Genomic DNA, 26,361 nt, shown 5'->3' on the forward strand with positions numbered 1-26,361 from the left:
CATCTTCCTCCCTGACTTAAAAGTAAAAATGGCATATCAAACCGCTCTTGATGCCTTTATACTACCGCCCGGTTGTTTATAAACTGCCCAACAGAAACCAGATGAGAAAAGCTCAGTGAAGTTCGTAAAGTATTTATTGTTCTTTGTTATTGCTTGCATTTTATTGGGTGCTGGCTCGATTTATGGCTTATACAAATACATAGAGCCGCAGTTGCCTGATGTTGCGACCCTCAAAGATGTCAAACTCCAGACACCTATGCAGGTATACAGCGCCGATGGTGAACTCATTGCACAATTCGGTGAAAAACGGCGTATACCGTTGCGTCTGGACCAAATTCCACCGGAATTAGTGAAAGCGTTTATAGCGACAGAAGACAGTCGCTTCTATGAGCACCACGGCATTGATCCTGTGGGGATTTTTCGTGCAGCAAGCGTAGCGCTGTTCTCTGGGCATGCATCCCAAGGGGCCAGTACTATTACACAGCAGCTTGCCCGTAACTTCTTCCTGAGCCCGGAAAAAACGCTGGACCGAAAAATAAAAGAAGCGTTTTTGGCTATCCGTATTGAACAATTGCTGAGTAAAGATGAAATCCTTGAACTTTATCTCAACAAGATTTATCTCGGTTACCGTGCTTATGGGGTGGGTGCAGCGGCTCAGGTTTACTTTGGTAAAAATGTCAGCCAGCTAACATTAAGTGAAATGGCAGTCATTGCCGGGTTACCTAAAGCCCCTTCCACATTCAACCCGCTTTATTCCTTAGATCGCGCGACAGCCCGTCGCAATGTGGTTTTGAGCCGTATGCTGAGTGAGGGGTATATTACCCAGGCACAATATAACGATGCCGTCACACAGCCGATAGAAGCCAATTATCATGGCCCCAAAATTGCCTTTTCTGCGCCTTATTTGTCTGAAATGGTTCGTCAGGAAATGGTTCGTCGCTATGGCGATAATGCCTATACCGATGGTTACAAGGTCTATACCACTGTTACCCGTCGCTTACAGCAAGCTGCCCAGGATGCTTTGCGCACCAATGTCATTAATTACGACATGCGCCATGGCTACCGTGGCCCAGAAACAGTGTTGTGGCGTATTGGCGAAACGCCCTGGGATACCCAAAAAGAGATTACACTGCTGCGCACGCTACCTAACTATGGCCCGTTACATCCGGCTATAGTGAACAGCGCCACCCCAACAGAGGCAGTCGCGATGCTCGCAGATGGCAGCTCAGTGCGTTTAACCATGGATGGGGTTCGCTGGGCAAGACCCTGGCGTTCAGATACCCAACAAGGGGCCACGCCACGTAAAGTGACGGATGTTCTTCAAGCAGGCCAGCAAATCTGGGTGCGGCAACAGGGTGATGACTGGTGGCTGGCTCAGGTTCCCACAGTCAACTCCGCTCTTGTGTCACTCAACCCACACGATGGTGCAGTAATGGCCCTGGTTGGCGGGTTTGATTTCTACCAAAGTAAATTCAACCGTGCTACTCAGGCCCTACGGCAGGTAGGCTCGAACATTAAGCCGTTCCTGTACACTGCTGCTATGGATAAGGGTTTGACGCTGGCCAGTATTTTGAACGATGTGCCTATTTCTCGTTGGGACGCGGGTGCTGGTACCGACTGGAGTCCAAAAAACTCACCACCAACTTATGACGGTCCAATTCGTTTACGCCAGGGTTTAGGCCAGTCGAAAAACGTAGTGATGGTTCGCGCTATGCGTGCAATGGGTGTGGATTACGCCGCCGATTACCTGCAGCGCTTTGGTTTCCCTTCACAAAATATTGTACGCACCGAATCTCTGGCACTGGGTTCAGCTTCTTTCACGCCATTGCAGGTGGTTCGTGGCTATGCCGTGATGGCGAACGGTGGATTCCTGGTTGATCCTTACTTCATTAGTAAAATCGACGATGAACAGGGCAACACGATTTTTGAAGCCAGGCCGCAGGTTGCCTGTGCCGACTGTAATCTACCTGTTATTTATGGTGATACACCGAAATCGAACGTTCTGGAAAATCAGAACATGGAAGATGTCGCCACTTCTGCTCAGCAGCAAAATGCCACAGTGCCCATGCCTGAGCTTGAAAAAGTGAATGGGCAAGCATCAGCCGTGGAGTCTCAGGCTTATGCACCTCATGTCATCAGTACACCGCTGTCCTTCCTGATCAAAAGTGCGCTGAACTCTAACATTTTCGGTGAACCCGGTTGGATGGGAACAGGCTGGCGTGCAGCCCGTGACTTGAAACGTAATGATATTGGCGGGAAAACAGGGACAACCAATAGCTCGAAAGATGCCTGGTTCTCAGGTTATGGCCCCGGTGTTGTCACCTCGGTGTGGATTGGCTTTGATGATCATCGCCGTGACCTTGGCCGTACGACGCTATCTGGTGCGATTAAAGATCAGATCTCTGGTTACGAAGGCGGTGCTAAAAGTGCCCAACCGGCCTGGGATGATTACATGAAAGCTGCTTTAGATGGCGTAGCAGAACAACCTCTAACTCCGCCGCCAGGCGTTGTTACAGTACGTATTGATCGCGCGACAGGGCAGCTTGCCAGTGGTGGTAATAGCCGGGACGAATATTTTATTGATGGCACACAACCCACTCACCAGGCAATACATGAAGTGGGCACCACCGTCATTGATAATGGTGAAACTCACGAACTCTTCTGATACCACAGCCCCTTCCTGATGGAGGGGGCAATTACAAGCGGCCCTGCTGACTCAACCATTCACGCACCAGAAATAACGCACTGATATTGCGTGCTTCGCTGAAATCAGGATCCTTCAGTAAATCCATCATCGTAGCCAACGGCCATAGTTCTTGTACCAGAGGCTCCGGCTCATCACCTTCCAGTGATGATTCATATAAATTTTCCGCCACAATAATATTCATTTTGCTGGAAAAATAAGAGGGAGCCATTGTTACTTTTTTAAGAAAGCTCAATTGGTGTGATCCAAACCCCACCTCTTCCTGCAATTCCCGGTTTGCCGCATCAAAAGGCATTTCGCCAGGGTCAATTAATCCTTTGGGGAAACCCAGCTCGTAAGATTCAGTACCAACAGCATACTCACGTATCAGCACAAGTTTATCGCCGAGGATAGGCACTATCATCACAGCTTCCCGTTCAGATGGGCGCATGCGTTCATAGACACGATGAACCCCATTACTGAATTCCAAATCAACCGACTCAACATTAAATAAACGGGAGCGGGCAACGGTTTCAACATTCAGTATTTGCGGTTTTTGTAGTGGTTTGTTCATGAATCTACGCTTCATATATGGAATCCTGATGCTATTTTGCGACACGTGGCAATGTTTGGGCAATTGCCAATTGCCTGTTTTTCACAATTGTGCAACCAGAAAAACATAAATCTTGATGATTTGAATGATGTCAAGGCATTGCATTCTTTCCAGGAATTTGCTGATACTTCTCTTTATAAAGCTTTGCTAACATTTAGTTACCTTCGGCATGTCTACCCAAAAAGCTAAAGAAATATATTAATAATGCCGATTATCATTCACTTAACTAAAATCATCAGTGAAGGGTTGCCGTTTGCTGTACTTGATTCAGAAATTGAAGGTTTGATGGGGATAGCATGAGCACCTTGTTGATTTTTTTCACTGCAGTACTTGGCTGCCTGGCTATTGTCGGGTTGGTGTTCGGGTACAAGCAGCATCAGCACTCTCGCTACCCCTGGTTGCAAGCATTGGGTGGTGCGACAACACGCCAGCTCAGCGAAGAAGAACGCTCAGCTATTGAGCATTATCTTTCCTCACTGGCACGCAATCAGCAACTTCCAGGCCCCAGTGGTGCCAGTACCGGGCATGTAAACATGTCGCTCGGCCCCAAAAGCCGCACCGTATATTCTGTCGTGCGCTCAATTACTCGCTATGGGCTTACTGCTGATGACCCCAACAAATGGCGTTACTATCTCGATTCCGTTGAAGTTCACTTGCCGCCTTTTTGGGAACAGTACATCAGCGATGATAACAATGTAGATTTAGTTATTACCGACTCTCTGCCACTGGTGATTGGCCTCAATGGCCATACACTGAAAAACTACCGTCAGGAATCCCGTGGAGCGGTACATCAGTTCTCTGGTAGCACAGCATCAATTCGTGGCGAAGAGAGCGAACAAATTGAGTTATTAAATATCCGCGAAGAGACACGTGAAGAGTACACACTGTCGCACCAGGATAACTTACGGGAAGCATTGCTGATCAGTGCAGCATTTTTACTGTACTACCTGTGTTTGCTAATCCCATCAATGTTTATTCCCTGGCTCGCAGGATGCGCCACCCTCCTGCTATTGGGTGGTTTGTATGGTATTTGCATCCCACCTGCCAAGAGTAATTTGCGGGAAATTCACTGCCTGCGCGGCACCCCAAAACGCTGGGGGTTATTTGGTGAATCCGACCAGGAGCAAAATAATATTTCTCTCGGTGTCATTGACCTGATTTACCCTTCCCACTGGCAGCCTTTTATCAGCCAGGACCTGGGGCATAAAACAGATATTGATATCTACCTGGACCGCCATGTTGTGCGCCAGGGGCGGTTTTTATCTTTACATGATGAAGTTAAAAACTTTCCTCTGCAGCACTGGCTACGTAGCATGATAATTAGCGCCAGCGCTCTTGTGGTAGTGATTATGCTGGTTGTCTGGGTTCCCCTGGACATGCCAATAAAGCTCACGATTTCCTGGCTCAAAGGCGCACAAAGCGTGGAAGCGACAACATTGTCTCAACTGGAGAATGCCCATCTGCGTGTTGGCGATACGGTGCAACTCTCTGGGGACGGGATGTGTAGCGTCTCGGCCACCGATAACTGGTCAGCCCGCCATAACACGCCTTTCCGGCCATTTGATTGCTCACAGATTTTCTGGAACAACGCCACCCCGCTTCCAGCACCAGAATCTGATATCGTTACAAAAGCCAGTGCGCTGGTGCAGACAGTCAACCGCCAACTTCACCCACAAGATGGTGACGATACTAAGGTAAACCCGCAACTGGCCTCTGCTATTCAAAAATCAGGTATGGTATTGGTAGACGATTTTGCTGATATCGTGCAGAAAACCCAGGCATTATGTACCTCGGATGATGATTGTGTTCGTCTCAAAAATGCACTAGTAAATCTGGGGAACACTAAAGACTGGGAAACGCTGGTTAAGCGTGCAGACAGCGGGAAACTCGATGGAATTAATGTTCTGCTTCGCCCGGTCAGCGCAGAATCACTGTCAAACCTGGTGACAACATCCACCGCACCGTTCTTCATGCGCGAAACGTCCCGGGCAGCCTTGTCGCTTAACAGCCCATCACCAGGTGGCTTTTTGATTATCAGCGATGAAGGTTCTGAGTTGGTGGACCAGCCTTATCCGCCCGTTTCACTCTATGATTACCCGCCGCAAGAGCAGTGGGCTGTATTTCAACACCTGGCTGAAACCCTGACCCACACACCATTCCACGCAGAAGGCATTATTACCGGGTTGTCGACAGATGCGAATGGAACGGTGCACGTTATGCTTCACAGCGTGCCCGACAGTGCCAGTCTGTGGCGTTATATTTTCACGTCGTTATTACTGGCCGCTATGGTGATCAGTTCAGTCTACAACGGCAGCATGGCTGCAATTCGCTATTACCGCCACCGTCGTCGTCTGGCTCAAATACTGGCCTGGTACGAAAACTGCCTTAACCCGAAACTTATTCCCGGCCCGGACGTTCCCCATTTGTTCTGAGTATTCACGCCACAGGTTGTGATAATCTGTGGCCCATTGTGAATACTCGGGAGCCCCCATGCACGTCGACATAGACTGGCAACATATCGATACCGTCCTGTTGGATATGGACGGCACCTTACTCGACCTCGCATTTGACAACTATTTCTGGTTACACCTGGTGCCGGAAACGCTCAGCCAACAAAGGGGAATTCCTCTCGCAGACGCACACGCACTTATCCGTCAGAAGTACCATGCCGTACAACATACGCTAAACTGGTATTGTCTCGATTACTGGAGTAATGAACTCGGTCTCGATATTTGCGCCATGACCAGGGAAATGGGTCCACGAGCAACATTAAGGGATGATACCGGGCCATTTTTATCGGCTCTAAAAGAGGCTGGTAAGCGGCGTATCCTGCTAACCAATGCGCATCCGTATAATCTTGCTGTCAAACTGGAGCATACCGGTTTAGAACGTTGGCTTGATTTATTACTTTCCACCCATACATTTGGTTATCCCAAAGAAGACAAGCGTCTGTGGGAAGCAGTCCAGGAGCAAACCCGTTTTGACCCGGCGCGTACTCTGTTCATTGATGACAGCGAGCCTATCCTTGATGCCGCCAAACAATTCGGCATTCGCTATTGTCTTGGGGTCATTAATCCTGACTCAGGGCAACCTGATAAAATCTGGCACCGTCATCCGGCAACGAGTGACTACCGGGAGCTACTCCAGGCACTATCCTGAAAGGGGGTGAAATGAAAGAGAAAATCGCAGAAGGTGTGCGGCTGGACAAATGGCTGTGGGCTGCCCGTTTTTACAAAACTCGTGCTATTGCAAGGGAAATGGTGGAAGGCGGGAAAGTGCACTACAACAGCCAGCGGAGCAAACCGAGCAAAATTGTCGAGCTGGATGCCTGCCTGGTTATTCGTCAAGGGAATGATCAGCGTACGGTTATCATTAAAGGCATTACAGACAAGCGCGGCCCGGCAGTGCAGGCTGCCGGGTTGTATGAAGAAACACCAGAAAGCATTGAGAAGCGCGAGAATATCGCACTGGCTCGTAAAATGAATTCACTGACGATGCCACATCCTGAACGTCGCCCTGATAAAAAAGAGCGGCGTGATTTGATGAAATTTAAATACGGCGGCAATGAATAATCGCCGCACGCAAGAGAGAGAAAGTATGGTTCAACACGACCAATTGCACCGTTACCTGTTTGAAAACTTCGCTGTTCGTGGCGAACTGGTAACGGTCTCAGACACCTGGCAGCAAATGCTGGCAAATCACGACTACCCGCAACCAGTACAAAATTTGCTCGGCGAGATGCTTGTGGCCACATCATTGCTTACCGCCACACTGAAATTTGAAGGCGATATTACCGTTCAGTTGCAAGGTGATGGCCCGTTGTCCCTGGCTGTTATCAACGGTAATAACCAACAGCAACTGCGTGGTGTCGCCCGCTTTAGCGAAGATTTCCCGGCCAGCGCTACACTGAAAGAAATGGTAGGTAATGGTTACCTGGTGATTACTATCAGTCCGAAAGAAGGTGAGCGCTATCAGGGTGTGGTTGGTCTGGAAGGCGAAACCATCGCAGAGTGTCTGGAAGACTATTTTGTTCGTTCGGAACAATTGCCAACTCGGTTATTTATTCGCCTGGGTGAATCAGACGGCAAACCAGCCGCTGGTGGGATGTTCCTGCAAGTATTACCGGCTCAGGATACCCAGGCTGATGACTTCACTCACCTGGCAACACTGACCGAGACAATCAAGGCCGAAGAGCTGCTGTCACTGCCTGCACAGGAAGTATTGTGGCGTTTGTATCATGAAGAAGAAGTCACCCTGTATGAACCTCAGGATGTCAGCTTCTCTTGCAGTTGCTCCCGTGAGCGCTGTGCCGCGGCCCTCAAAACATTGCCACAGGAAGAAATCGATACCATTCTTGAAGAAGATAGTGAGATAGATATGCACTGTGACTATTGTGGTAACCACTACATCTTTAACGCTATGGATATCGCAGAAATACGCACCAATGCTGATCCTGCAGATCCCCATATTCACTAAGTAAATGCAGCCCTGGAAAATTCCAGGGCTGTTTCTTTTTTGCTGTCGCCCGCTTCTCTACTTTGTCGAAAAAACACCCCGCGACAACATTGATGTATGCGTTTACAATCCCAAAAAGGCTTTTTTTTCTACTTTTCAATAACATTTGTAAAACACTTATATTCATTAATAAAAAAATCCTGCGATAATGCTCCCCACAGCGATACCTGCTCTACATCTTATAATTTGCGAACAAATCTGTTGATACGTAAATCTATGAAGCTGGTCGCGGTCAACATTCGGCTAATAACCCTACAATTTATAGTAATAGATCCTGGCTAAGGAGAAGTGAAATGCGCGTTTTAACCCCGCAAGAACTGAAGGCTTATGGTATTCATGACGTCGTGGAAGTGGTGTATAACCCTGATTACGATACCTTGTATCGTGAAGAGCTCGACCCAACCCTGGAAGGATTCGAGCGTGGCGTACTGACAAATCTGGGTGCCGTCGCTGTTGATACCGGTGTTTTCACTGGCCGCTCGCCAAAAGATAAATATATCGTCCGTGACGATACAACCCGCGATACGTTATGGTGGTCTGATAACGGCAACGGTAAAAATGACAACCATCCACTCACCCCCGAAGTATGGCAAGACCTGAAAGGTCTCGTTACTGAAGAGCTTTCAGGAAAGCGCCTGTTTGTGGTTGATGCCTTTTGTGGTGCCAACCCGGACAGCCGGTTGTGCGTACGCTTTATTACTGAAGTGGCCTGGCAGGCACATTTCGTCAAGAACATGTTTATCCGCCCAGACGATGAAGAACTGGATGATTTTGAACCTGATTTCATCGTAATGAACGGCGCAAAATGCACTAACCCGAACTGGCAGGCACAAGGCCTGAACTCAGAAAACTTTATTGCATTCAACCTGACAGAACGCATGCAGTTAATTGGTGGCACCTGGTATGGCGGCGAAATGAAAAAAGGGATGTTTGCCATCATGAACTACCTGCTGCCACTGAAAAATATTGCCTCCATGCACTGTTCTGCCAATGTCGGTGAAAAAGGCGATGTCGCAGTCTTCTTCGGTTTATCCGGAACGGGTAAAACTACCTTGTCTACGGACCCGAAACGCCGCCTGATTGGTGATGATGAGCATGGCTGGGATAACGATGGCGTATTCAACTTCGAAGGGGGTTGCTACGCAAAAACGATCCGGTTGTCAGAAGCAGCCGAGCCGGACATTTACCGAGCCATTCGCCGGGATGCTCTGCTGGAAAATGTCACCGTCGCTGCAGATGGAACCATTGATTTCGATGATGGCAGCAAAACCGAAAACACCCGCGTGTCTTACCCGATTTATCATATTGATAATATTGTTAAACCGGTATCCAAAGCAGGCCATGCTACTAAAGTGATTTTCCTCACTGCAGATGCATTTGGTGTGTTGCCGCCGGTTTCACGTCTGACCGCCGAGCAAACGCAATACCACTTTCTCTCTGGTTTCACCGCAAAACTGGCCGGGACTGAATGCGGTGTGGATGAACCAACGCCCACATTCTCTGCCTGTTTTGGCGCAGCATTCCTGACTCTGCATCCCACACAATATGCAGAAGTGTTGGTGAAACGTATGCAGGCAGCTGGTGCACAAGCATATCTGGTGAATACGGGCTGGAATGGCTCAGGTAAACGGATTTCAATCAAAGATACCCGGGCAATTATTGATGCCATTCTTAGTGGAGAACTGGATAACGCTGAAACCACCACACTACCCGTCTTCAATCTCGCTGTACCCGTCGCATTAACGGGTGTGAATACCGCAATACTTGACCCACGCAACACCTGGGCCACTGCCGCGCAATGGAAAGACAAAGCGCAGCACCTTGCTACGCTGTTTACCGAGAACTTCGAAAAGTACACAGATACACAAGCAGGGGCAGCACTGGTCAGCGCCGGGCCACAAACCAAGTAACCAGCACTAAAATACTCAACAGCAAAAAGCCCGCGCATTGTGAAATGCACGGGCTTTTCTGTGTACAGCTAACGGGATGATAACGACTAGCCCAGGCTAACTCTCTTTTGTTTTCTCTGCCAGCAAACCAGGCATAACAGGCAACCAGGCCCGAATGCATAACCCACCATGCTCACTCGTGCCAATATCCAGAAGCCCGTTATGGTTATCAATGATACGTTGCACAATAGCCAAGCCCAGACCGGTGCCACTGGTGCTACGCGCACTATCGCCACGCACGAATGGCTGCAGTAAATGTTTCAGTTGTTCAGGCGGAATACCTGGCCCGTCATCTTCCACCTGGAACCATGCCTTACCCGGCTCAGTACCACTACTGACTTTTATCCATCCATTACCGTAGCGCGCCGCATTAACGACCATATTAGCCACCGCGCGTTTGATAGAAAGTGGGTGGATATTGACAGTAATTTCACCAGGCTGCAGATCTGTATCTATTTCACGCTCATAACCACTTTCGGCAGCAATTACTTCCCCAAGCACACTGTTAAGATCTGCCGTTTCAAGCGGCATTTCCTGGCCAGTACGCAGGTAATCAATAAACTGCTCAATAATGGCATTACATTCTTCGATATCTTTGTTAATAGATTCTGCGAGGTAACCATCCTGCTCGCTCATCATTTCCGTCGCCAGGCGAATACGTGTGAGTGGCGTGCGCAGATCGTGGCTAACACCGGCCATCAGCAATGTACGGTCATCCGCCAGTTGCTTCACGCCCGATGCCATGTGATTGAACGCTCGTGTCACCGAACGCACCTCTGAAGCACCGTATTCCCGCAACGGAGGAGGAATAATCCCTTTACCAACTTGCAAAGCAGCGTGCTCAAGGTCTACCAGAGGCCGGTTTTGAATACGAATAAACAGCCACGCCCCGCCAATAGCCAGTAACATAATCGCTAGTGTGTAACGGAACAACGGCGAGAAGTCGCCCTGGTGAATTTCAGTCAGTGGTACACGCACCCAAATATTGGGGGATAACCAGGTTTTCAGCCAAACGACCGGTGAGCTTTTATTGACTTCAACACGGACTTCCGTTGGCCCACCAAGTTGTTGAGCCATTTGCTGGCTCAAAAATTCGTAATGCTGCGCCCAACGCAGACCGGCCTCTTCCGCAGCTTCATCAGAATACAACGAAATTCCGAGTTCACGATAAATCTCGCGGCGAAACGCAGGCGGTACGACGAGTTGAGTACCGTCCTCCAGTTGCAGCTTATCAGTCATTAGCATACGAACTTCGTAAGCCAGAACTTTATTAAACTGCTGGAGGCTCGGCAAAATCGCGAAGTTCAGCACAACAAGGTACGTTGTCACCAGGCTGGCAAACAGCAAGGTGACAATCAGTAACAAGGTGCGTGCAAATGAACTTCTTGGCGAGAAGCGCAGTCGCCTCATGCTTTAGCGCCGTCCGGCACAAACACATAACCCAGGCCCCATACCGTCTGAATATAACGGGGATGTGCCGGGTCTTCTTCCACCATCCGACGCAGGCGGGAGATCTGAACATCAATAGAACGTTCCATCGCACTGTATTCACGGCCCCGTGCGAGGTTCATCAGTTTATCGCGGGATAATGGTTCACGCGGGTGGCTTACCAGAGCTTTCAACACAGCGAATTCACCGCTGGTTAAAGGCATAGGCTCATCATCACGGAACATTTCACGTGTACCCAGGTTCAGTTTAAATTTGCCAAAAGCAATAACAGCTTCTTCCTGAGACGGTGCGCCGGGTAGCTCATTTGCCTGGCGGCGCAATACTGCACGAATACGAGCCAACAACTCACGCGGGTTAAAGGGCTTGGGAATATAGTCATCAGCACCAATTTCCAGCCCAACAATACGGTCCACTTCTTCACCTTTCGCCGTTACCATAATGATAGGCATAGGGTTGCTCTGGCTACGCAGACGTCGGCAAATAGATAAACCATCTTCTCCCGGCAGCATTAAATCCAGAACCATTAAGTGAAAAGACTCACGTGTCAGCAGGCGGTCCATTTGTTCAGCGTTAGCAACGCTACGAACCTGGAAGCCTTGTTCGGTGAGATAACGTTCAAGCAGTGCACGCAACCGCATATCGTCATCAACAACCAGAATTTTATAATTCTCTTGCATACTGTTAACTCCCAAAGGCTCGATTGTACGTAGGCTATTCTAAAAAAGTGTGCGCTAACGACCAGATAAAACTGGTATATATTCTAGTCGAAATTGTTACAAAGCATATTTAACAGCGACTTATATGTACAATACATCACAAACGCACGCGTAAAGCGACAGGCAAGTTATTGTAAAATAGGCACGCTTCGCCATTTGGCAGAACTAACAGGTAAATAGCATGAAAACGCCTCTGGTTACCCGAGAGGGTTACGAAAAGCTGAAAAAAGAGCTGGATTATTTATGGCGCGAAGAACGCCCTGAAGTCACCAAGAAAGTTACCTGGGCGGCAAGCCTTGGCGACCGAAGTGAAAATGCTGACTACCAGTACAACAAAAAGCGCCTGCGCGAAATTGACCGGCGTGTTCGTTATCTCACTAAATGCCTTGAGAATTTACGTATCGTTGACCACTCGCCTCAACAGGATGGCAAAGTGTTTTTCGGTGCGTGGGTAGAAATAGAAAATGACGATGGAGACATCAGGCGTTTTCGCATTGTTGGCTATGACGAAATTTTTGGCCGCAATGACTACATTTCTATTGATGCTCCCATGGCCCGGGCGCTGCTCAAAAAAGAAGAAGGTGATACCGCCACTGTCATCACACCTTCAGGCATTGCGACCTGGTATGTAAACAGTATCAGCTATACGCAACCAGACTGGTCTGAAGAAACCTGAGCTTCAGCGGTGCTCACAATATTTAAAGAACAAACTGAAAAAACCAGTTGAAAGGCCGCCATAACTGGCATTTTATTTCCGGACTCCGTATAACTGTGCTTCACTTTTTATCGCGACAGACAGACAACAAAAGCCATGATGAACAATTCGCTTAACGGCATTATTGCCAGTGAACTCAAGGCACGGAATGAGCAGGTTGAAGCTGCCATCCGTTTGCTTGATGAAGGGAACACCGTGCCATTTATCGCACGTTATCGTAAAGAGGTCACAGGTGGGCTGGATGACACCCAATTGCGTCAACTTGAAGTCCGTCTGGGTTATCTGCGTGAACTGGAAGAACGGCGTCAGGCCATTCTTAAATCGATTAGCGAACAGGGCAAACTCAGTGATGAACTGGCCGGGGCCATTAATTCAACACTGAGCAAAACTGAACTCGAAGATCTATACCTGCCTTACAAACCGAAACGCCGTACACGTGGTCAAATCGCGATTGAAGCCGGTTTAGAACCCCTTGCCGATTTACTTTGGCAAGATGCCTCCCGCACACCAGAGCAAGAAGCAGAACAGTATATCGATGCAGACAAAGGCCTGGCAGACACCAAAGCGGTGTTAGATGGTGCTCGTTATATTCTGATGGAACGCTTCGCCGAAGATGCCGCTCTGCTGGCAAAAGTACGTGACTACTTGTGGCGTAACGCCCACCTGGCTTCAACCGTGGTACCAGGCAAAGAAGACGATGGTGCGAAGTTCCGTGACTATTTTGCCCACCACGAAGCCATCTCTGGTGTACCTTCACACCGCGCCCTTGCTATGTTCCGGGGGCGTAACGAAGGGGTCCTTCAGTTAGCGGTTAACCCGGATCCTCAGTTTGATGAGCCCCCCAAAGAAAGTTACTGCGAACAACTGATTATTGACCACCTGGGGTTACGGCTGAACAACGCACCAGCAGATAACTGGCGGCGTGCGGTCGTTTCCTGGACATGGCGTATCAAGGTGCTAATGCATCTGGAAACTGAGCTAATGTCCACCTTGCGTGAACGCGCAGAAGATGAAGCAATTAATGTGTTTGCCCGTAACCTGCATGACTTGCTGATGGCTGCACCTGCGGGTATGCGCGCCACAATGGGCCTGGATCCGGGTCTGCGGACTGGGGTGAAAGTTGCCGTCGTGGACGCAACCGGAAAACTGGTTGCCACCGATACTATTTACCCACATACCGGCCAGTCAGCTAAAGCGGCAATCGTGCTGGCTGCGCTGTGTGAGAAGCATCAAGTCGAATTGGTCGCTATCGGTAACGGCACGGCATCACGCGAAACAGAACGTTTCTGGCTGGACGTACTAAAACAGTACCCCCACCTTAAAGCACAGAAAGTCATTGTCAGTGAAGCAGGAGCTTCGGTCTATTCCGCTTCGGAACTGGCTGCCCAAGAATTCCCATCACTCGATGTTTCTTTGCGTGGCGCGGTCTCCATTGCTCGCCGCCTGCAAGACCCACTCGCAGAGCTGGTGAAGATCGACCCGAAATCCATAGGTGTAGGTCAATACCAGCACGATGTAAGCCAAAACCAACTGGCGAAAAAACTGGATGCCGTGGTTGAAGATTGTGTAAACGCCGTCGGTGTTGATTTGAATACCGCATCCGTGCCGTTATTAACCCGTGTAGCCGGTCTGACTCGTATGATGGCGCAAAACATTGTCGACTGGCGCGATCAGAATGGTCAGTTCCAGAACCGCCAACAACTGCTGAAAGTTAGCCGTCTGGGGCCGAAAGCCTTTGAACAATGCGCTGGCTTTTTGCGTATCAACCATGGGGATAACCCACTGGATGCCTCAACCGTCCACCCTGAAGCTTACCCTATTGTTGAGCGTATTCTTGCCGCAACCCAGAAAGCCTTACGGGAACTGATGGGTGATGATGGTGCGCTACGTAACCTGAAAGCAGTGGACTTCACTGATGAGCGTTTCGGTGTACCCACCGTCACTGACATTATCAAAGAGCTGGAAAAACCCGGTCGCGACCCACGTCCTGAATTTAAAACGGCTCAATTTGCTGACGGAGTGGAAACACTCAATGACCTCCAGCCAGGCATGATTCTGGAAGGTGCTGTCACCAACGTCACTAACTTTGGCGCATTTGTTGATATTGGTGTGCACCAGGATGGGCTGGTACACATCTCCTCATTGGCTGATAAATTCGTTGAAGACCCACACAAAGTTGTGAAAACCGGCGATATCGTCAAAGTGAAAGTGATGGAAGTTGACCTGGCTCGTAAGCGCATTGCGTTATCCATGCGTCTTGATGAGCAACCAGGGGAAAGCCAACCTCGCCGGGCGAAAAGTGGTGACACACGCCAGCGCCCGCAACAACAGCAGCAACAGCGCAAACGTGAATCTGCGTCTTCAGGTAACAGCGCGATGAGCGATGCTCTGGCTGCAGCATTTGGCAAAAAGCGTTAAACCAGTAGTCGAATTGCCAGCCTGGTGGCGCAGGCTGGCAAAAAAAATCATAAAAACTTCTGGTTATCGTTTCTAACTTGCTCAGTTTCACGTTGTAACAACGCTGCCGCAATAATACCGAAATAATCCTGTAAAATTCGTAGGTTCCGGAATATTCCCCGCATACAAAGGTTAATTATTAGCGAGCTAATTTTTAGCAAATAATTATTTTTTAATATAAATAAAAAACACTTCACTAAAATATTTAAAATACCACCTTTAATTTAACAAAAATAACCATTTTTAGTTATTTGAAATACCCTGCTACTCATGCTAAATACCCACTTTATGACGCAGATTAATCTTAGCACGAATAAAGGATGAAATAAGATTCATTTGCAATAAACCAAGTTGATTACGCAAACCATTCTCATTATCATTGTATTACTTGTTTTATTCTGCTCTATTTTTCTGGCGAGGCTCCTCTGAATCTCATTTCAGGCTGTTCTCTTGGTAAACGTTCATTTGTAAGTTCTGGCAGGCAGGCATTATGCAATTCTTACCATCCAGCTCATGGAAAATCATTGGTTTCTCAAGGGAAATCAGCCCGGCATACCGCCAAAAGTTACTTTCCTTAGGTATGTTGCCTGGTTCGTCATTCGATGTGGTTCGTGTGGCACCACTTGGCGATCCTATTCATATTGCAACCCGTCGCGTTAACCTGGTCGTACGTAAAAAAGACCTGGCGTTATTAAATGTCGAGGAAATACGCTGAGTTACTCAGTTGTTTTGTCATGGCAATGCAAGTAAGTGGGTCATAAAATGAAAACAATTACTGTTGGTTTAATTGGTAATCCCAACTCTGGGAAAACAACATTATTCAACCAATTAACAGGTGCTCGCCAGCGTGTAGGGAATTGGGCAGGCGTTACGGTTGAACGTAAAGAAGGGCTGTTTGCAACGCCAGAACACCAGGTCACACTTGTTGACCTGCCGGGCACTTACTCCCTGACCACTATTTCTGCACAAACCTCTCTCGACGAACAAATTGCTTGTCATTATATTCTGAGCGGCGACGCGGATTTGCTGATTAACGTGGTTGATGCCAGCAACCTTGAGCGCAATCTGTATTTAACATTACAACTGCTGGAACTTGGTATTCCCTGCGTTGTTGCGCTGAATATGCTGGATATTGCAGAGAAGCAGCACCTGCGTATTGATATTGATGCGCTTTCCGCAAGGCTTGGTTGCCCTGTCGTGCCACTGGTATCTACCCGTGGGCGGGGTATCGATGGCCTTAAACGCGCGTTGGATACTCACCAGAAAAACAGTGAGCGTGAATTTGTTCATTATCCACAACCTATTATCGACAGTGCACAGCAACTGGCTCAATCCATGTCTGACGCTCTGCCGGGTAACCATCGCCGGTGGTTGGGCATACAGATGCTGGAAGGCGATATCTATAGCCTTGCCTACGCCGGGGATGCAGCTGACAAACTCGATGCAGTAAAAGCCGGGCTGACTGAAAAGATTGATGACCCGGCATTGTATATTGCTGACGCACGTTACCAGACTATCGCCACTATTTGTGAATCAGTCAGTAACAGCATTACCGTTGAGCCAAATAAACTCACCACGCAAGTAGATAAAATTGTCCTGAACCGGTTTCTCGGTTTACCGATCTTTCTATTTGTGATGTATCTGATGTTCCTGCTGGCCATTAACATTGGTGGCGCGCTTCAACCTATTTTTGATGCCGGTTCTGTCGCCATATTTATTCACGGCTTGCAGTGGGTTGGCGCAACATTACATTTCCCAGACTGGCTCACTTTACTGCTTGCCCAAGGGATTGGTGGCGGGATAAACACCGTACTACCCTTGGTACCGCAAATCGGCATGATGTACCTGTTTCTCTCATTCCTTGAAGATTCAGGTTATATGGCTCGGGCGGCCTTTGTTATGGACCGTCTGATGCAATCCCTGGGTCTGCCTGGTAAATCTTTTGTCCCATTGATTGTCGGTTTTGGTTGTAACGTCCCTTCAGTGATGGGTTCTCGTACTCTTGATGCGCCTCGCGAACGCCTGACAACCATCATGATGGCACCCTTTATGTCCTGTGGTGCGCGCCTGGCTATTTTCGCCGTTTTCTCTGCTGCGTTTTTCGGGCAACAAGGGGCGTTGATTGTATTCTCTCTTTATCTGTTAGGTATTGTGATGGCAATACTTACTGGGTTGATGCTCAAGCACACAATTATGCGTGGTGAAGCCACTCCATTTATCATGGAGTTGCCGGTTTACCACGTTCCGCACCTGAAAAGCCTGCTAATTCAGACCTGGCAGCGCCTGAAGGGGTTTGTTATCCGGGCAGGGAAAGTGATTGTGCTGGTCAGTATCTTTATTGGTGCGCTGAATAGTTTCACGCTCACCGGTAAAGCAGCAGATAACATTAACGATTCGGCACTGGCATCCGTCAGCCGCGTTCTGACTCCGCTGTTGCAACCTATCGGTGTTCATCAGGACAACTGGCAGGCAACGGTCGGCCTGTTTACTGGCGCAATGGCAAAAGAGGTTGTCGTCGGGACACTCAATACCTTGTATACCGCCGAAGATATTCACAATGAAGCGTTTGACCCGTCATCCTTTAACTTGCTGGATGAACTGCGAGGTGCGTTTGATGATACCTGGAGTAGCCTGAAAGACACCTTCAGCCTTAGCGTACTGGCTAACCCCATTGAAGCCAGTAAAGGTGATGGCGAAATGGCAACCGGTGCGATGGGTGTGATGAGCAGCAAGTTTGGTAGTGAGGCTGCGGCTTACAGCTACTTAATCTTTGTATTGCTTTATATCCCCTGCATCTCTGTTATGGGTGCCGTAGCCCGTGAAGCTGGCCGTGGATGGATGACATTCTCTATTCTGTGGGGGCTGGATATTGCCTACTCGCTGTCTACGGTGTATTACCAGGCAGTCTCTTTCCACAACCACCCACAATACAGCCTGGTCTGCATTCTGGCTGTAGTGCTATTCAATGTGGTGTTGCTGGGCGCGTTGCGTCGGGCACGTAGCCGTGTGGAAGTGCACCTGGTTGCGAAACCACGCAGTGTTGCATCATGTTGCCAGTCAGCCAGCGCCAATGACTGCCACTGATACTCAACACATAACAGAAGGGGAAGTAAGCGATGGCAAGTCTGATTGAAATACGTGATTTACTGGCATTACGGGGCTCTATGGATGCCTCGCAACTCAGCCAGCAACTTGCCACACCACTTCCCCTGATGAACGCCATGCTGGCCCGCCTGGAGGCAATGGGTAAAGCGCAACGCCGTACGGAAGATGCCAGCCAGTGCCTGAGTGGCGGGTGTAAAAGCTGCCCTGAGGGCAAGGCCTGCCTGAGAGAAGTGTGGACTCTCAGCCAGCAAGTTTGAAGCCAGCCCCGGTGAACAGTACCCACTGGCTTGCCGGGTTTTTATGCCAGGTTACCAGCGTAACCCACTGGTCAGCGCCAGTAATTGTTCACAGAATAAATCAGGGTGAGAAATAAAGGGTGCATGAGCGGCCTTGGGGAAAACAACCGAAGCACTACGCTGCCAGCGGCTATCCAGAATCTGTGCTGCTTTGCGGGGCACCAGCCCATCAAGGTAACCATAGAGCCTCCAGAATGGTACATCCAGGTTGTCCAGCGCTTCTCGCAAATCCACTTGTTCCAAAATAGCCAGCCCACCATTGAGTACTTCTGGTGTTGGGAACGGTTGCGACAACACCACCTCTTTGAGCGCCTGCGCATCCTGCCGGGCACTTGCTGTACCTAACGTCTGCAATGCCAGGAAACGCTCAACGGTTCTGCGAAAGTCCTCGCTCAGTTGCTGCTGAAAACCTTGTAGCACTGAACCTTTGATACCAGGCCACCCTTCATGCTCATTCGCCTGAAAGCAGGGAGAAGACGCCACTGTTACCAGCGCATCAACCCGGGAAGGCTCAGCAAGTGCCACCTGGCTGGCGACCAGTCCACCAAGGCTCCACCCCATCCAAACTGCACGTTCAGGGGCCTGTTGCAAAACCACATTAGCCATTTCCTCAAGGGTCATTGCGCCATAATTCTGGCTACGCCCAAACCCCGGCAGATCTACCAGGTGTAAGGTAAAATGCGGGCTAAGCTGGGCTGTAATGCCTTGCCAGACCGCCGCATTCAGTCCCCATCCGTGCAACAGCACAAGATGTGTTTTTCCTTCACCGCTTGTTTGCCACCACAAATCCGTCATCGGTTATAGTTCTCTGATTTATCCAGCAAGGAGGCTGTATGCTATCAATCCCCGGTCATTGTTGGCTATGCAAAATGCCACTTACTCTGCCTCACTGGGGCTTTTGTTCTTGTTGTACCGCCAGCCTGCCCCAACCACCTGTCTGCTGCCCCTGCTGTGGTTTGCCGGCAGGGCAGGCAGACTGCCTGTGTGGCCGCTGCCTGCAAAAACCACCGCCCTGGCAAAGTATGATATTTGTCAGTGATTACTGCGCTCCCCTTGATAAACTCATACAGCGCTGGAAATTTCATAACACCCCGGCACTCAGCCAGGGATTGGCCCGGTTACTGTTTATGCGTTTACAGGCACAGAAATACACAACGAACTGGCAATTACCTGACACAATACTAAGTGTGCCTCTGTTTCAACGGCGGCACTGGTTGCGGGGGTTTAATCAAAGTGACCTGTTAGCCCGGCCGCTGGCGCACTGGTTAAAGTGTGCCTGGGAACCGGCAGGGTTGCGGCGAAGAATACCAACAGTAACTCAACACCGGCTTTCAGCGCAGTTACGCAGGCAAAATCTCAATAATGCGTTTACGCTTGAAATTCCGGTAAAGCAACGCCACATCGCTATAGTGGATGATGTCGTAACCACCGGCAGTACTGTCGGTGAAATTGCCCGCCAGCTCAAACAGGCTGGTGCTGCAAGCATTCAGATCTGGTGCCTGTGTCGAACCTTGTAGAGCCTCGATGATGGGCGTATAATAACCAACTAAAATAGTCAACTATTAGGCCTTTGTTATGATCCGTATTTCCGATGCTGCGCAAGCACACTTTGCCAAATTGCTGGCAAATCAGGAGGAAGGGACACAAATTCGTGTGTTCGTTATCAATCCCGGCACACCAAATGCTGAGTGCGGCGTTTCATACTGCCCGCCTGATGCGGTTGAGGCTACGGACACCGCCCTTCCGTTTGAGCAACTGACTGCCTATGTTGATGAACTGAGCGCACCTTACCTGGAAGACGCTGAAATTGATTTCGTGACTGACCAATTAGGTTCTCAGTTAACGCTGAAAGCACCCAATGCCAAAATGCGTAAAGTGGCCGATGATGCGCCATTAGTTGAACGTGTAGAGTATTTCCTGCAATCACAAGTTAACCCACAACTGGCAGGTCACGGTGGGCGTGTTTCCCTGATGGAAATTACCGATGAAGGTTTCGCCATTCTGCAGTTTGGTGGTGGCTGTAACGGTTGTTCCATGGTGGATTACACCCTGAAAGAAGGGATTGAAAAACAGCTTCTGGCTGAGTTTACCGAACTCAAAGGCGTGCGTGACCTCACTGAACACCAGCGCGGTGAACACTCCTACTATTAAAAACGGCAAGGTGTAATCCTCCGTCACTGACTTTTCCAAAGGCCCGCCAATTATCTATTAATGGCGGGCCTTTCTGTTTGCCTTCATTCCAATCTGTTCCGTTTCATACAGCAATAAAAAACTCACGACTAATAACCCGGTACCACAGTGGCTTTATGTAATATAAAGGTAGTCTAATCACACCAAGTTTTAATTCAAATTATTTGACCAATAAAACCAAATACTTCAGCTTTTACTTATTCCACACCCGGCCTATTATTACTCCATCGAAGGCGATAAGCCTTGAAACAGACCAAAAACATTAAGGAATACGACCATGAGATCCATCAAATATTTAGTTGTAGTTACCGCTCTTTCTCTGGCTTCATTTGGCGCATTTGCCCAAACAGTTAGCGCAACTGCATCAACTCTCGATGGCGCCGAAGCAAAAATCGCCGCACAGGCAAAACAAGCTGGAGCAGAGTCTTACAACATCACTGAAGCATTCAGTGGTAACCAGGTGCATATGACTGCGGAACTGAATAAATAAATCGTATCGGCCATAGTTACCCTCTGATGTATCGCTATTTATTGCCATACCAAAACACGTGTTTGAATTCTGACTCTTATTTGGCGACAGTTCCTTGTCGCCTTTTTTTATTTGTGTGCCAGTAAGCGATAAAAAACGCCCTGTGCCAACTGGTACAGGGCGTTTATACAACCGTAATACGGTGAGGTTATTTATGCTGGCCCGCTTTCTTACGCCGGGAAGTTAAATCCTTCAGTAACCGCGTAATATCTTCATCAGAGAAAATATCTTCTATTTCACGATTAAGTTTACGCCGCCAGTTTGGGTACTGCGTACTGGTGCCAGGTACATTCACAGGCTCCGCCATATCCAGCCAGTCTTCAGGCTGCAACCCCAACAGAGCGCTGTTTGAGTCGGCAATATAGCGCTGTAGCCCACGGTTAAGAACAGGTGACATGTGCATAAGGCGCGCCTGCTTTCCCGTTCGTTTTGGCACACAACCATACTGGTGCAAACTATCAAGTAACCCTTGTTTCGCCGCTTCACGTTCCTGATATAAGCCTTTAAGAATCACCTTGTCAGGATACAACCCTAAAGATTCACCCAGCGTCAAATCTCCACATGCCCAGTATCCCCGTAAAGTTGGCAGGTCATGGGTAGTGGCAACAGCCATGGATTGTTCTGGCCAGATATCCGGTGCTTTAAACTGCTTGTCGCTGTCATGCTCAAAATAGAGCACTTTGTATGAATACACCCCGCTACTTCGCAGTTTACCCACGATTTCTGCTGGAACTGTCCCCAAATCTTCGCCAATCACCATGCATTGATGGCGCTGGCTTTCCAGTGCCAGAATGGCGAGCAGGTCGTCTACCGGGTAGTGAACATACGCGCCTTTATCTGCCGTTTCGCCATAAGGGATCCACCACAAACGCAGTAACGACATCACATGGTCAATACGCAGCGCGCCGCAGTGGGTCATGTTGGCTCGTAATAAATCAACAAACGGCTCATAGGCACGCTCGAACATTACATGGGGATTAATCGGTGGTAAGCCCCAGTTTTGCCCAAGTGGGCCAAGTATATCTGGTGGAGCACCCACGGAAGCTTGCAGGCTATATAGTGAACGATCACTCCAGGTCTCAGAACCTCCCTCAGCCACACCCACAGCCAGATCACGATAAAGCCCTACAGACATTTCTGCTTTCAGACATTCGTCCCAACAGGCCGAGAATTGTGTGGCTGCCAGCCACTGTAACCACATCCAGAAGCACACTTCCTGGGAATTTTGCTCACAAAACTGCAGCACAACAGGGCTTTGCGTATCCTGCCAGGCTTCAGGCCAGGCCGGCCACCCCCAATGCTGAGCATCTTCTGCCAGCAAATGGTGGTGCACCGCATCATACGCACCTTGCCAATAAAGGCTTTCACCGCCATCGCGCACAAAGGCCTCAAACAATGCAACAGTGTCGTCATCATGAGGCCGGGCACAGAAGGTATCCCAGGCCAGGCGCAGTGCAGCAATTTTAAGTTCCGTTACTGTGGTGTAATCCACCCATTCAGCGCTACGGGCTTTGGCTATCGCTTGTTGTGTTGTTGTTTTTTCCCACCAGTGTTGTGCGGCATCACTGGCAGCAAAATCAGCTACAGCGGGAACATCGATATACAAAACATTCAGCCAGCGGCGTGATGACGGACTGTACGGGCTGGCACTTTCAGGCGTGGCAGGGTACAACGCATGCACCGGGTTCAGGCCAATAAAAGCCCCACCTCGTGCGGCAATTTCCGGCAGCATTCGCTTCAGGTCACCAAAATCACCGATTCCCCAGTTAGTTGCTGAACGTAATGTATATAGCTGTACACAAGCTCCCCAGAGTTTTTTCCCTTGTAAGAGTGACGCGGGTTCATAACAACGGGGTGGAGCCACAATGACCTGGCAGTGCCAGCGCTGTTCATCCTGAGTGAGAGTCAGTGAGTGGTATCCGGGTTGCAGGCTGGTGGGTAAACGCATGGGCTTACCGCCCTGAATTGCGCCGTGATGCTGTTCACCGTTTTCTGTTGTCAGCAACCACTGGAAACGCCCGTCACCTTTTACTGGCACAGACAGGCGCTTACCAGCAACCAGTACATGTACAGGAGGCAATACACGTTGGCTGTGTTGGTATGCCAGTGCTGGGGCATCACCCATTGCCGCCAGCAGCCGCTGGCGGGTGTCCATTCCGATGCTCTCAGGTTTACCATGTGCATTGATGTAACTTGATGCAATCCCTGCTTCCAGGGCGGCTTGTTCAAGACGTTTTTTGTCTATCATCCTTTCACCTACCTTGATGTCCTTAGCGCTTTGCCTGCCAAATACGTGCCTGGTAGTCGCGAATGGAACGGTCTGAACTGAACATACCGCAACGTGCTGTATTCAGAATCGCCGCACGCGTCCAGGCCTCCTGATCGCGGTAGAGTTCATCAACCTGTTTCTGCGCTTCAACATAAGCATGGAAGTCAGCCATCACCAGATATGGGTCGCCCCCTTGTTTCCCCATGCTGTGTAGCATTTGGTCGAATGCATGTTTATCGCCGTTGCTGTATTTACCGTGCTCCAGCTCTTTCATAACTGCATCCAACAGCTTGTCTTTTTTACGCCATTTTTGCGGTTCATAACCGGCGGCTTTCAGCGCTTTCACTTGCTCTACGGTATGGCCAAAAATAAAGATATTTTCCGCACCCACTTTCTCAGCAATTTCAACATTCGCACCATCCAGTGTACCGACCGTCAAAGCACCATTCAGCGCCAGCTTCATATTCCCGGTACCTGAAGCCTCTTTACCGGCTGTTGATATTTGCTCAGAAACATCCGCAGCAGGGATCATGACTTCTGCGGCAGACACACAATAATCCGGCAAGAAGACCACTTTCAGTTTGTCGCCAACCACCGGGTCAGCGTTGATAACTTCAGCCACTTTGTTAATGGCAAAGATGATATTTTTCGCCAGGTAATAACCCGGAGCCGCTTTTGCCCCAAACAGAAACACTCGCGGAACTCTGTCTGCTTTCGGGTTTTCGCGGATCTCTTTGTAAAGCGCAAGGATATGCAACAGATTCAAATGCTGGCGTTTGTATTCGTGCAAGCGCTTAATCTGGATATCAAATAGCGCGTGGGGGTTAATCTCAATCCCGGTTCGTTGCTTAACGAACTCCGCGAGGCGCACTTTATTCTGCTGTTTAATCTCCCGATAAGCTTTGCGGAATTTGGCATCATCAGCATATTTTTCGATACCTTCCAGTACATCCAGGTCATTCGCCCACTCTTTTTTCAGTGTTTTATCCAGCAGTTCTGCCAGATCCGGGTTGCACTGTTTTATCCAGCGGCGAGGCGTAATGCCATTAGTCACGTTATGGAACTTGTTCGGCCATAACTGGTAGTATTCCGGGAACAAGTCCTTCACCACCAGCTCAGAGTGCAGCGCCGCCACACCGTTCACCGCAAAACCACTTACCACACACATGTTCGCCATACGAACCTGGTGGTCATGCACCACTGCAAGTTTCGCCCACACAGCTTCATCCCCAGGCCATGTTGCTTCAACCAGCTTTTTAAAGCGGGCATTAATCTCTTTGATTAACTGCATATGGCGTGGCAGCAATGTTCTGACTAAGCGCTCATCCCAACATTCCAGTGCTTCAGGCATCAGGGTATGGTTGGTGTACGCAAAAGTACGGCTGGTAATCGCCCAGGCGTCATCCCAGTTCAACTGGTGTTCATCAATCAACACACGCAGTAATTCCGGAATGGCAATAGTGGGATGGGTATCGTTCAACTGAATAACTTCAAAGTCGGGCAATTGTGACAACTTGCGCCCAGCCAGGTGGTGGCGGCGCAAAATATCCGCAACGGAACAGGCACACTGGAAATATTGCTGCATCAGGCGCAGTTTTTTCCCCGCCAGGTGGTTGTCATTGGGGTACAACACCTTCGTCAGTTTTTCCGCGTCAATCCCCTGCTTTTCGGCGCGCAGAAAGTCACCGTCGTTAAACTTACCTAAATCGAAAGGATGAGCGTGTTTCGCCTGCCATAAACGCAAAGGCTGAGATACACCATTACGGTAACCAATAACCGGTAAGTCCCAGGCTTCTCCTTGAATAACAAAAGCGGGTTCCCAGTGCGGTTTACCTTCTACGGTCACCACTTTGCCACCAATGCTAACCTGCACATCCAGGGCACTGTTATGGCGAAACCATGGGTAACTGCCACGCAACCAGTCATCCGGGGCTTCATGCTGTTGGCCATCAACAAACGACTGGCGGAATAAGCCGTACTGGTAATTCAGGCCATAACCCATTGCCGACTGCCCAACGGTTGCCATGGAATCCAGGAAACAGGCAGCAAGGCGCCCCAACCCACCATTCCCCAGGGCCGGGTCTGTTTCTTGTTCCAGCAAATCACTCAGGACGATGTCGTAATCGGCCAGCGTTTCGCTAACCGACTGATACCAGCCCATATTCAATAAGTTATTACCGGTCAGGCGGCCAATCAGAAACTCCATTGAAATGTAGTTTACATGGCGTTGTTTTTTTTCCGGCTTTGCCAGGGGTTGCGCAGCCAAAAGCTCCGCCAGCGCCCCACTAACAGCCTGCCACCACTGGTGTTGCGTCATTTCTGTAGCCGCATGTAACCCAAAATGCTGCCACTGACGTGTCAGGGCAGCCTGAAATTGTGCTTTATCGAATGTAGGCTGTGACATAGGTAATCGGTGTCCTTCAAGTAATTAGACAAAGTTTACGTTAGTGTGCCTGGGCCCCAAAGTGGATACCTCATCCCGCCCAGGATTAGGCAGGGAGGAGTAGCGGGGAGTAGGGAAAACTGTGATCCATGACACTCAAATTAGTCGGAAACCACGTAAAAGCATAATGCGAAATATTAATGAAACAGGTGAAATTTCAGGTTAAGAAACACTTTAATCAATTGAAATAATTACTATTAGATGCAAATAAAGACTGACATATTTTCTGCACATTATGTGGAAATAAAACCAAACCCATTGTTTTTACTTGGAAGAGCAGAGTGAATCGGAGATAAGCGTGGCGAAACAAAGGAGGATGGCTAACCCTGGCTACGCCCCCAAATCATCCAATAAGTTTCAGAAATGTGACCCTGTGCACCTTTGAAGGTCTTTTATACAGGGTTAACTTGCATTAAAGACTAATCTGACTGA

The 26,361-nt window shown here is 49.2% G+C and carries 20 protein-coding genes; 14 read left to right on the forward strand and 6 right to left on the reverse strand.

Going from position 1 to position 26,361, the window contains the following annotated elements:
* Nucleotides 1-115: 115 nt before the first annotated feature.
* Nucleotides 116-2,665 carry a peptidoglycan glycosyltransferase/peptidoglycan DD-transpeptidase MrcA gene (gene mrcA / locus LC084_RS17290; RefSeq protein WP_226572411.1) on the forward strand — a complete coding sequence of 850 codons (2,550 nt, stop codon included), beginning with the start codon at nucleotides 116-118 and terminating at the stop codon, nucleotides 2,663-2,665.
* A 31-nt stretch (nucleotides 2,666-2,696) separates the two neighbouring features.
* Here the strand turns inward: mrcA and nudE are convergent, their stop codons facing one another.
* Nucleotides 2,697-3,257, reverse strand: coding sequence for an ADP compounds hydrolase NudE (gene nudE / locus LC084_RS17295; protein ID WP_226572684.1), 561 nt, complete (start codon nucleotides 3,255-3,257; stop codon nucleotides 2,697-2,699).
* 335 nt (nucleotides 3,258-3,592) lie between these two features.
* On the opposite strand from nudE, the gene LC084_RS17300 reads away from it, so the two are divergent.
* The 5 genes from LC084_RS17300 to pckA all read left to right on the forward strand — a co-directional run bounded on the left by LC084_RS17300 (nucleotide 3,593) and on the right by pckA (nucleotide 9,721).
* Complete coding sequence (locus LC084_RS17300; protein WP_226572412.1) at nucleotides 3,593-5,728, forward strand: IgaA/UmoB family intracellular growth attenuator; 2,136 nt, start codon at nucleotides 3,593-3,595, stop codon at nucleotides 5,726-5,728.
* 58 nt (nucleotides 5,729-5,786) lie between these two features.
* On the forward strand, nucleotides 5,787-6,455 hold the full coding sequence (gene yrfG, locus LC084_RS17305) for a GMP/IMP nucleotidase (RefSeq protein WP_226572413.1): 669 nt from the start codon (nucleotides 5,787-5,789) through the stop codon (nucleotides 6,453-6,455).
* 11 nt (nucleotides 6,456-6,466) lie between these two features.
* The gene (gene hslR, locus LC084_RS17310; protein ID WP_226572414.1) at nucleotides 6,467-6,868 is read left to right on the forward strand and encodes a ribosome-associated heat shock protein Hsp15; all 402 of its coding nucleotides are present in this window, start codon (nucleotides 6,467-6,469) and stop codon (nucleotides 6,866-6,868) included.
* Nucleotides 6,869-6,893: 25 nt separating this feature from the next.
* Entirely contained in the window at nucleotides 6,894-7,772 is an 879-nt protein-coding gene (gene hslO / locus LC084_RS17315; protein WP_226572686.1) for an Hsp33 family molecular chaperone HslO, read from the forward strand.
* A gap of 332 nt (nucleotides 7,773-8,104) precedes the next feature.
* Nucleotides 8,105-9,721: a phosphoenolpyruvate carboxykinase (ATP) gene (gene pckA, locus LC084_RS17320; RefSeq protein WP_226572415.1), complete on the forward strand. Its 1,617-nt coding sequence runs from the start codon at nucleotides 8,105-8,107 to the stop codon at nucleotides 9,719-9,721.
* A 96-nt stretch (nucleotides 9,722-9,817) separates the two neighbouring features.
* On the opposite strand, the gene envZ is transcribed toward pckA, so the two are convergent.
* Together envZ and ompR are read right to left on the reverse strand one after the other, a co-directional pair.
* The gene (envZ, locus tag LC084_RS17325) at nucleotides 9,818-11,170 is read right to left on the reverse strand and encodes a two-component system sensor histidine kinase EnvZ (RefSeq protein ID WP_226572416.1); all 1,353 of its coding nucleotides are present in this window, start codon (nucleotides 11,168-11,170) and stop codon (nucleotides 9,818-9,820) included.
* Nucleotides 11,167-11,886, reverse strand: coding sequence for an osmolarity response regulator transcription factor OmpR (ompR, locus tag LC084_RS17330; RefSeq protein WP_036111203.1), 720 nt, complete (start codon nucleotides 11,884-11,886; stop codon nucleotides 11,167-11,169). Before ompR ends, envZ begins: the two co-directional genes overlap by 4 nt.
* Before the next feature lie 220 nt (nucleotides 11,887-12,106).
* Here ompR and greB point away from each other — a divergent pair, with 220 nt between their 5' ends.
* The 5 genes from greB to feoC all read left to right on the forward strand — a co-directional run bounded on the left by greB (nucleotide 12,107) and on the right by feoC (nucleotide 18,459).
* Nucleotides 12,107-12,601 (forward strand): transcription elongation factor GreB, encoded by a 495-nt coding sequence (greB, locus tag LC084_RS17335; protein ID WP_226572417.1) that lies wholly within the window; start codon nucleotides 12,107-12,109, stop codon nucleotides 12,599-12,601.
* Between the two features lie 135 nt (nucleotides 12,602-12,736).
* On the forward strand, nucleotides 12,737-15,058 hold the full coding sequence (locus LC084_RS17340) for a Tex family protein (RefSeq protein ID WP_226572418.1): 2,322 nt from the start codon (nucleotides 12,737-12,739) through the stop codon (nucleotides 15,056-15,058).
* 529 nt (nucleotides 15,059-15,587) lie between these two features.
* A complete protein-coding gene (gene feoA, locus LC084_RS17345; protein ID WP_226572419.1) occupies nucleotides 15,588-15,812 on the forward strand; it encodes a ferrous iron transporter A in 225 nt (74 codons plus the stop codon).
* A gap of 47 nt (nucleotides 15,813-15,859) precedes the next feature.
* Nucleotides 15,860-18,181 carry a Fe(2+) transporter permease subunit FeoB gene (gene feoB / locus LC084_RS17350; RefSeq protein ID WP_226572420.1) on the forward strand — a complete coding sequence of 774 codons (2,322 nt, stop codon included), beginning with the start codon at nucleotides 15,860-15,862 and terminating at the stop codon, nucleotides 18,179-18,181.
* A 32-nt stretch (nucleotides 18,182-18,213) separates the two neighbouring features.
* Complete coding sequence (gene feoC, locus LC084_RS17355; protein ID WP_226572421.1) at nucleotides 18,214-18,459, forward strand: [Fe-S]-dependent transcriptional repressor FeoC; 246 nt, start codon at nucleotides 18,214-18,216, stop codon at nucleotides 18,457-18,459.
* Between the two features lie 51 nt (nucleotides 18,460-18,510).
* On the opposite strand, the gene bioH is transcribed toward feoC, so the two are convergent.
* On the reverse strand, nucleotides 18,511-19,293 hold the full coding sequence (gene bioH / locus LC084_RS17360; RefSeq protein WP_226572422.1) for a pimeloyl-ACP methyl ester esterase BioH: 783 nt from the start codon (nucleotides 19,291-19,293) through the stop codon (nucleotides 18,511-18,513).
* Nucleotides 19,294-19,331: 38 nt separating this feature from the next.
* Between bioH and gntX the strand changes: the two genes are divergently transcribed.
* The 3 genes from gntX (at nucleotide 19,332) to LC084_RS17375 (ending at nucleotide 21,178) form a co-directional block, all read left to right on the forward strand.
* A complete protein-coding gene (gene gntX, locus LC084_RS17365; RefSeq protein WP_226572423.1) occupies nucleotides 19,332-20,015 on the forward strand; it encodes a DNA utilization protein GntX in 684 nt (227 codons plus the stop codon).
* Nucleotides 20,016-20,073: 58 nt separating this feature from the next.
* Nucleotides 20,074-20,649, forward strand: coding sequence for a Fe-S biogenesis protein NfuA (gene nfuA, locus LC084_RS17370; RefSeq protein ID WP_226572424.1), 576 nt, complete (start codon nucleotides 20,074-20,076; stop codon nucleotides 20,647-20,649).
* A gap of 316 nt (nucleotides 20,650-20,965) precedes the next feature.
* Complete coding sequence (locus LC084_RS17375) at nucleotides 20,966-21,178, forward strand: YdgH/BhsA/McbA-like domain containing protein (RefSeq protein WP_226572425.1); 213 nt, start codon at nucleotides 20,966-20,968, stop codon at nucleotides 21,176-21,178.
* A gap of 187 nt (nucleotides 21,179-21,365) precedes the next feature.
* Here the strand turns inward: LC084_RS17375 and malQ are convergent, their stop codons facing one another.
* Nucleotides 21,366-23,462, reverse strand: coding sequence for a 4-alpha-glucanotransferase (malQ, locus tag LC084_RS17380; RefSeq protein ID WP_226572687.1), 2,097 nt, complete (start codon nucleotides 23,460-23,462; stop codon nucleotides 21,366-21,368).
* A gap of 25 nt (nucleotides 23,463-23,487) precedes the next feature.
* Nucleotides 23,488-25,890 (reverse strand): maltodextrin phosphorylase, encoded by a 2,403-nt coding sequence (gene malP / locus LC084_RS17385; protein WP_226572426.1) that lies wholly within the window; start codon nucleotides 25,888-25,890, stop codon nucleotides 23,488-23,490.
* Nucleotides 25,891-26,361 lie beyond the last annotated feature (471 nt).

It is taken from the genome of Mangrovibacter yixingensis, from assembly GCF_020523985.1.
Classification (GTDB): domain Bacteria; phylum Pseudomonadota; class Gammaproteobacteria; order Enterobacterales; family Enterobacteriaceae; genus Mangrovibacter; species Mangrovibacter yixingensis.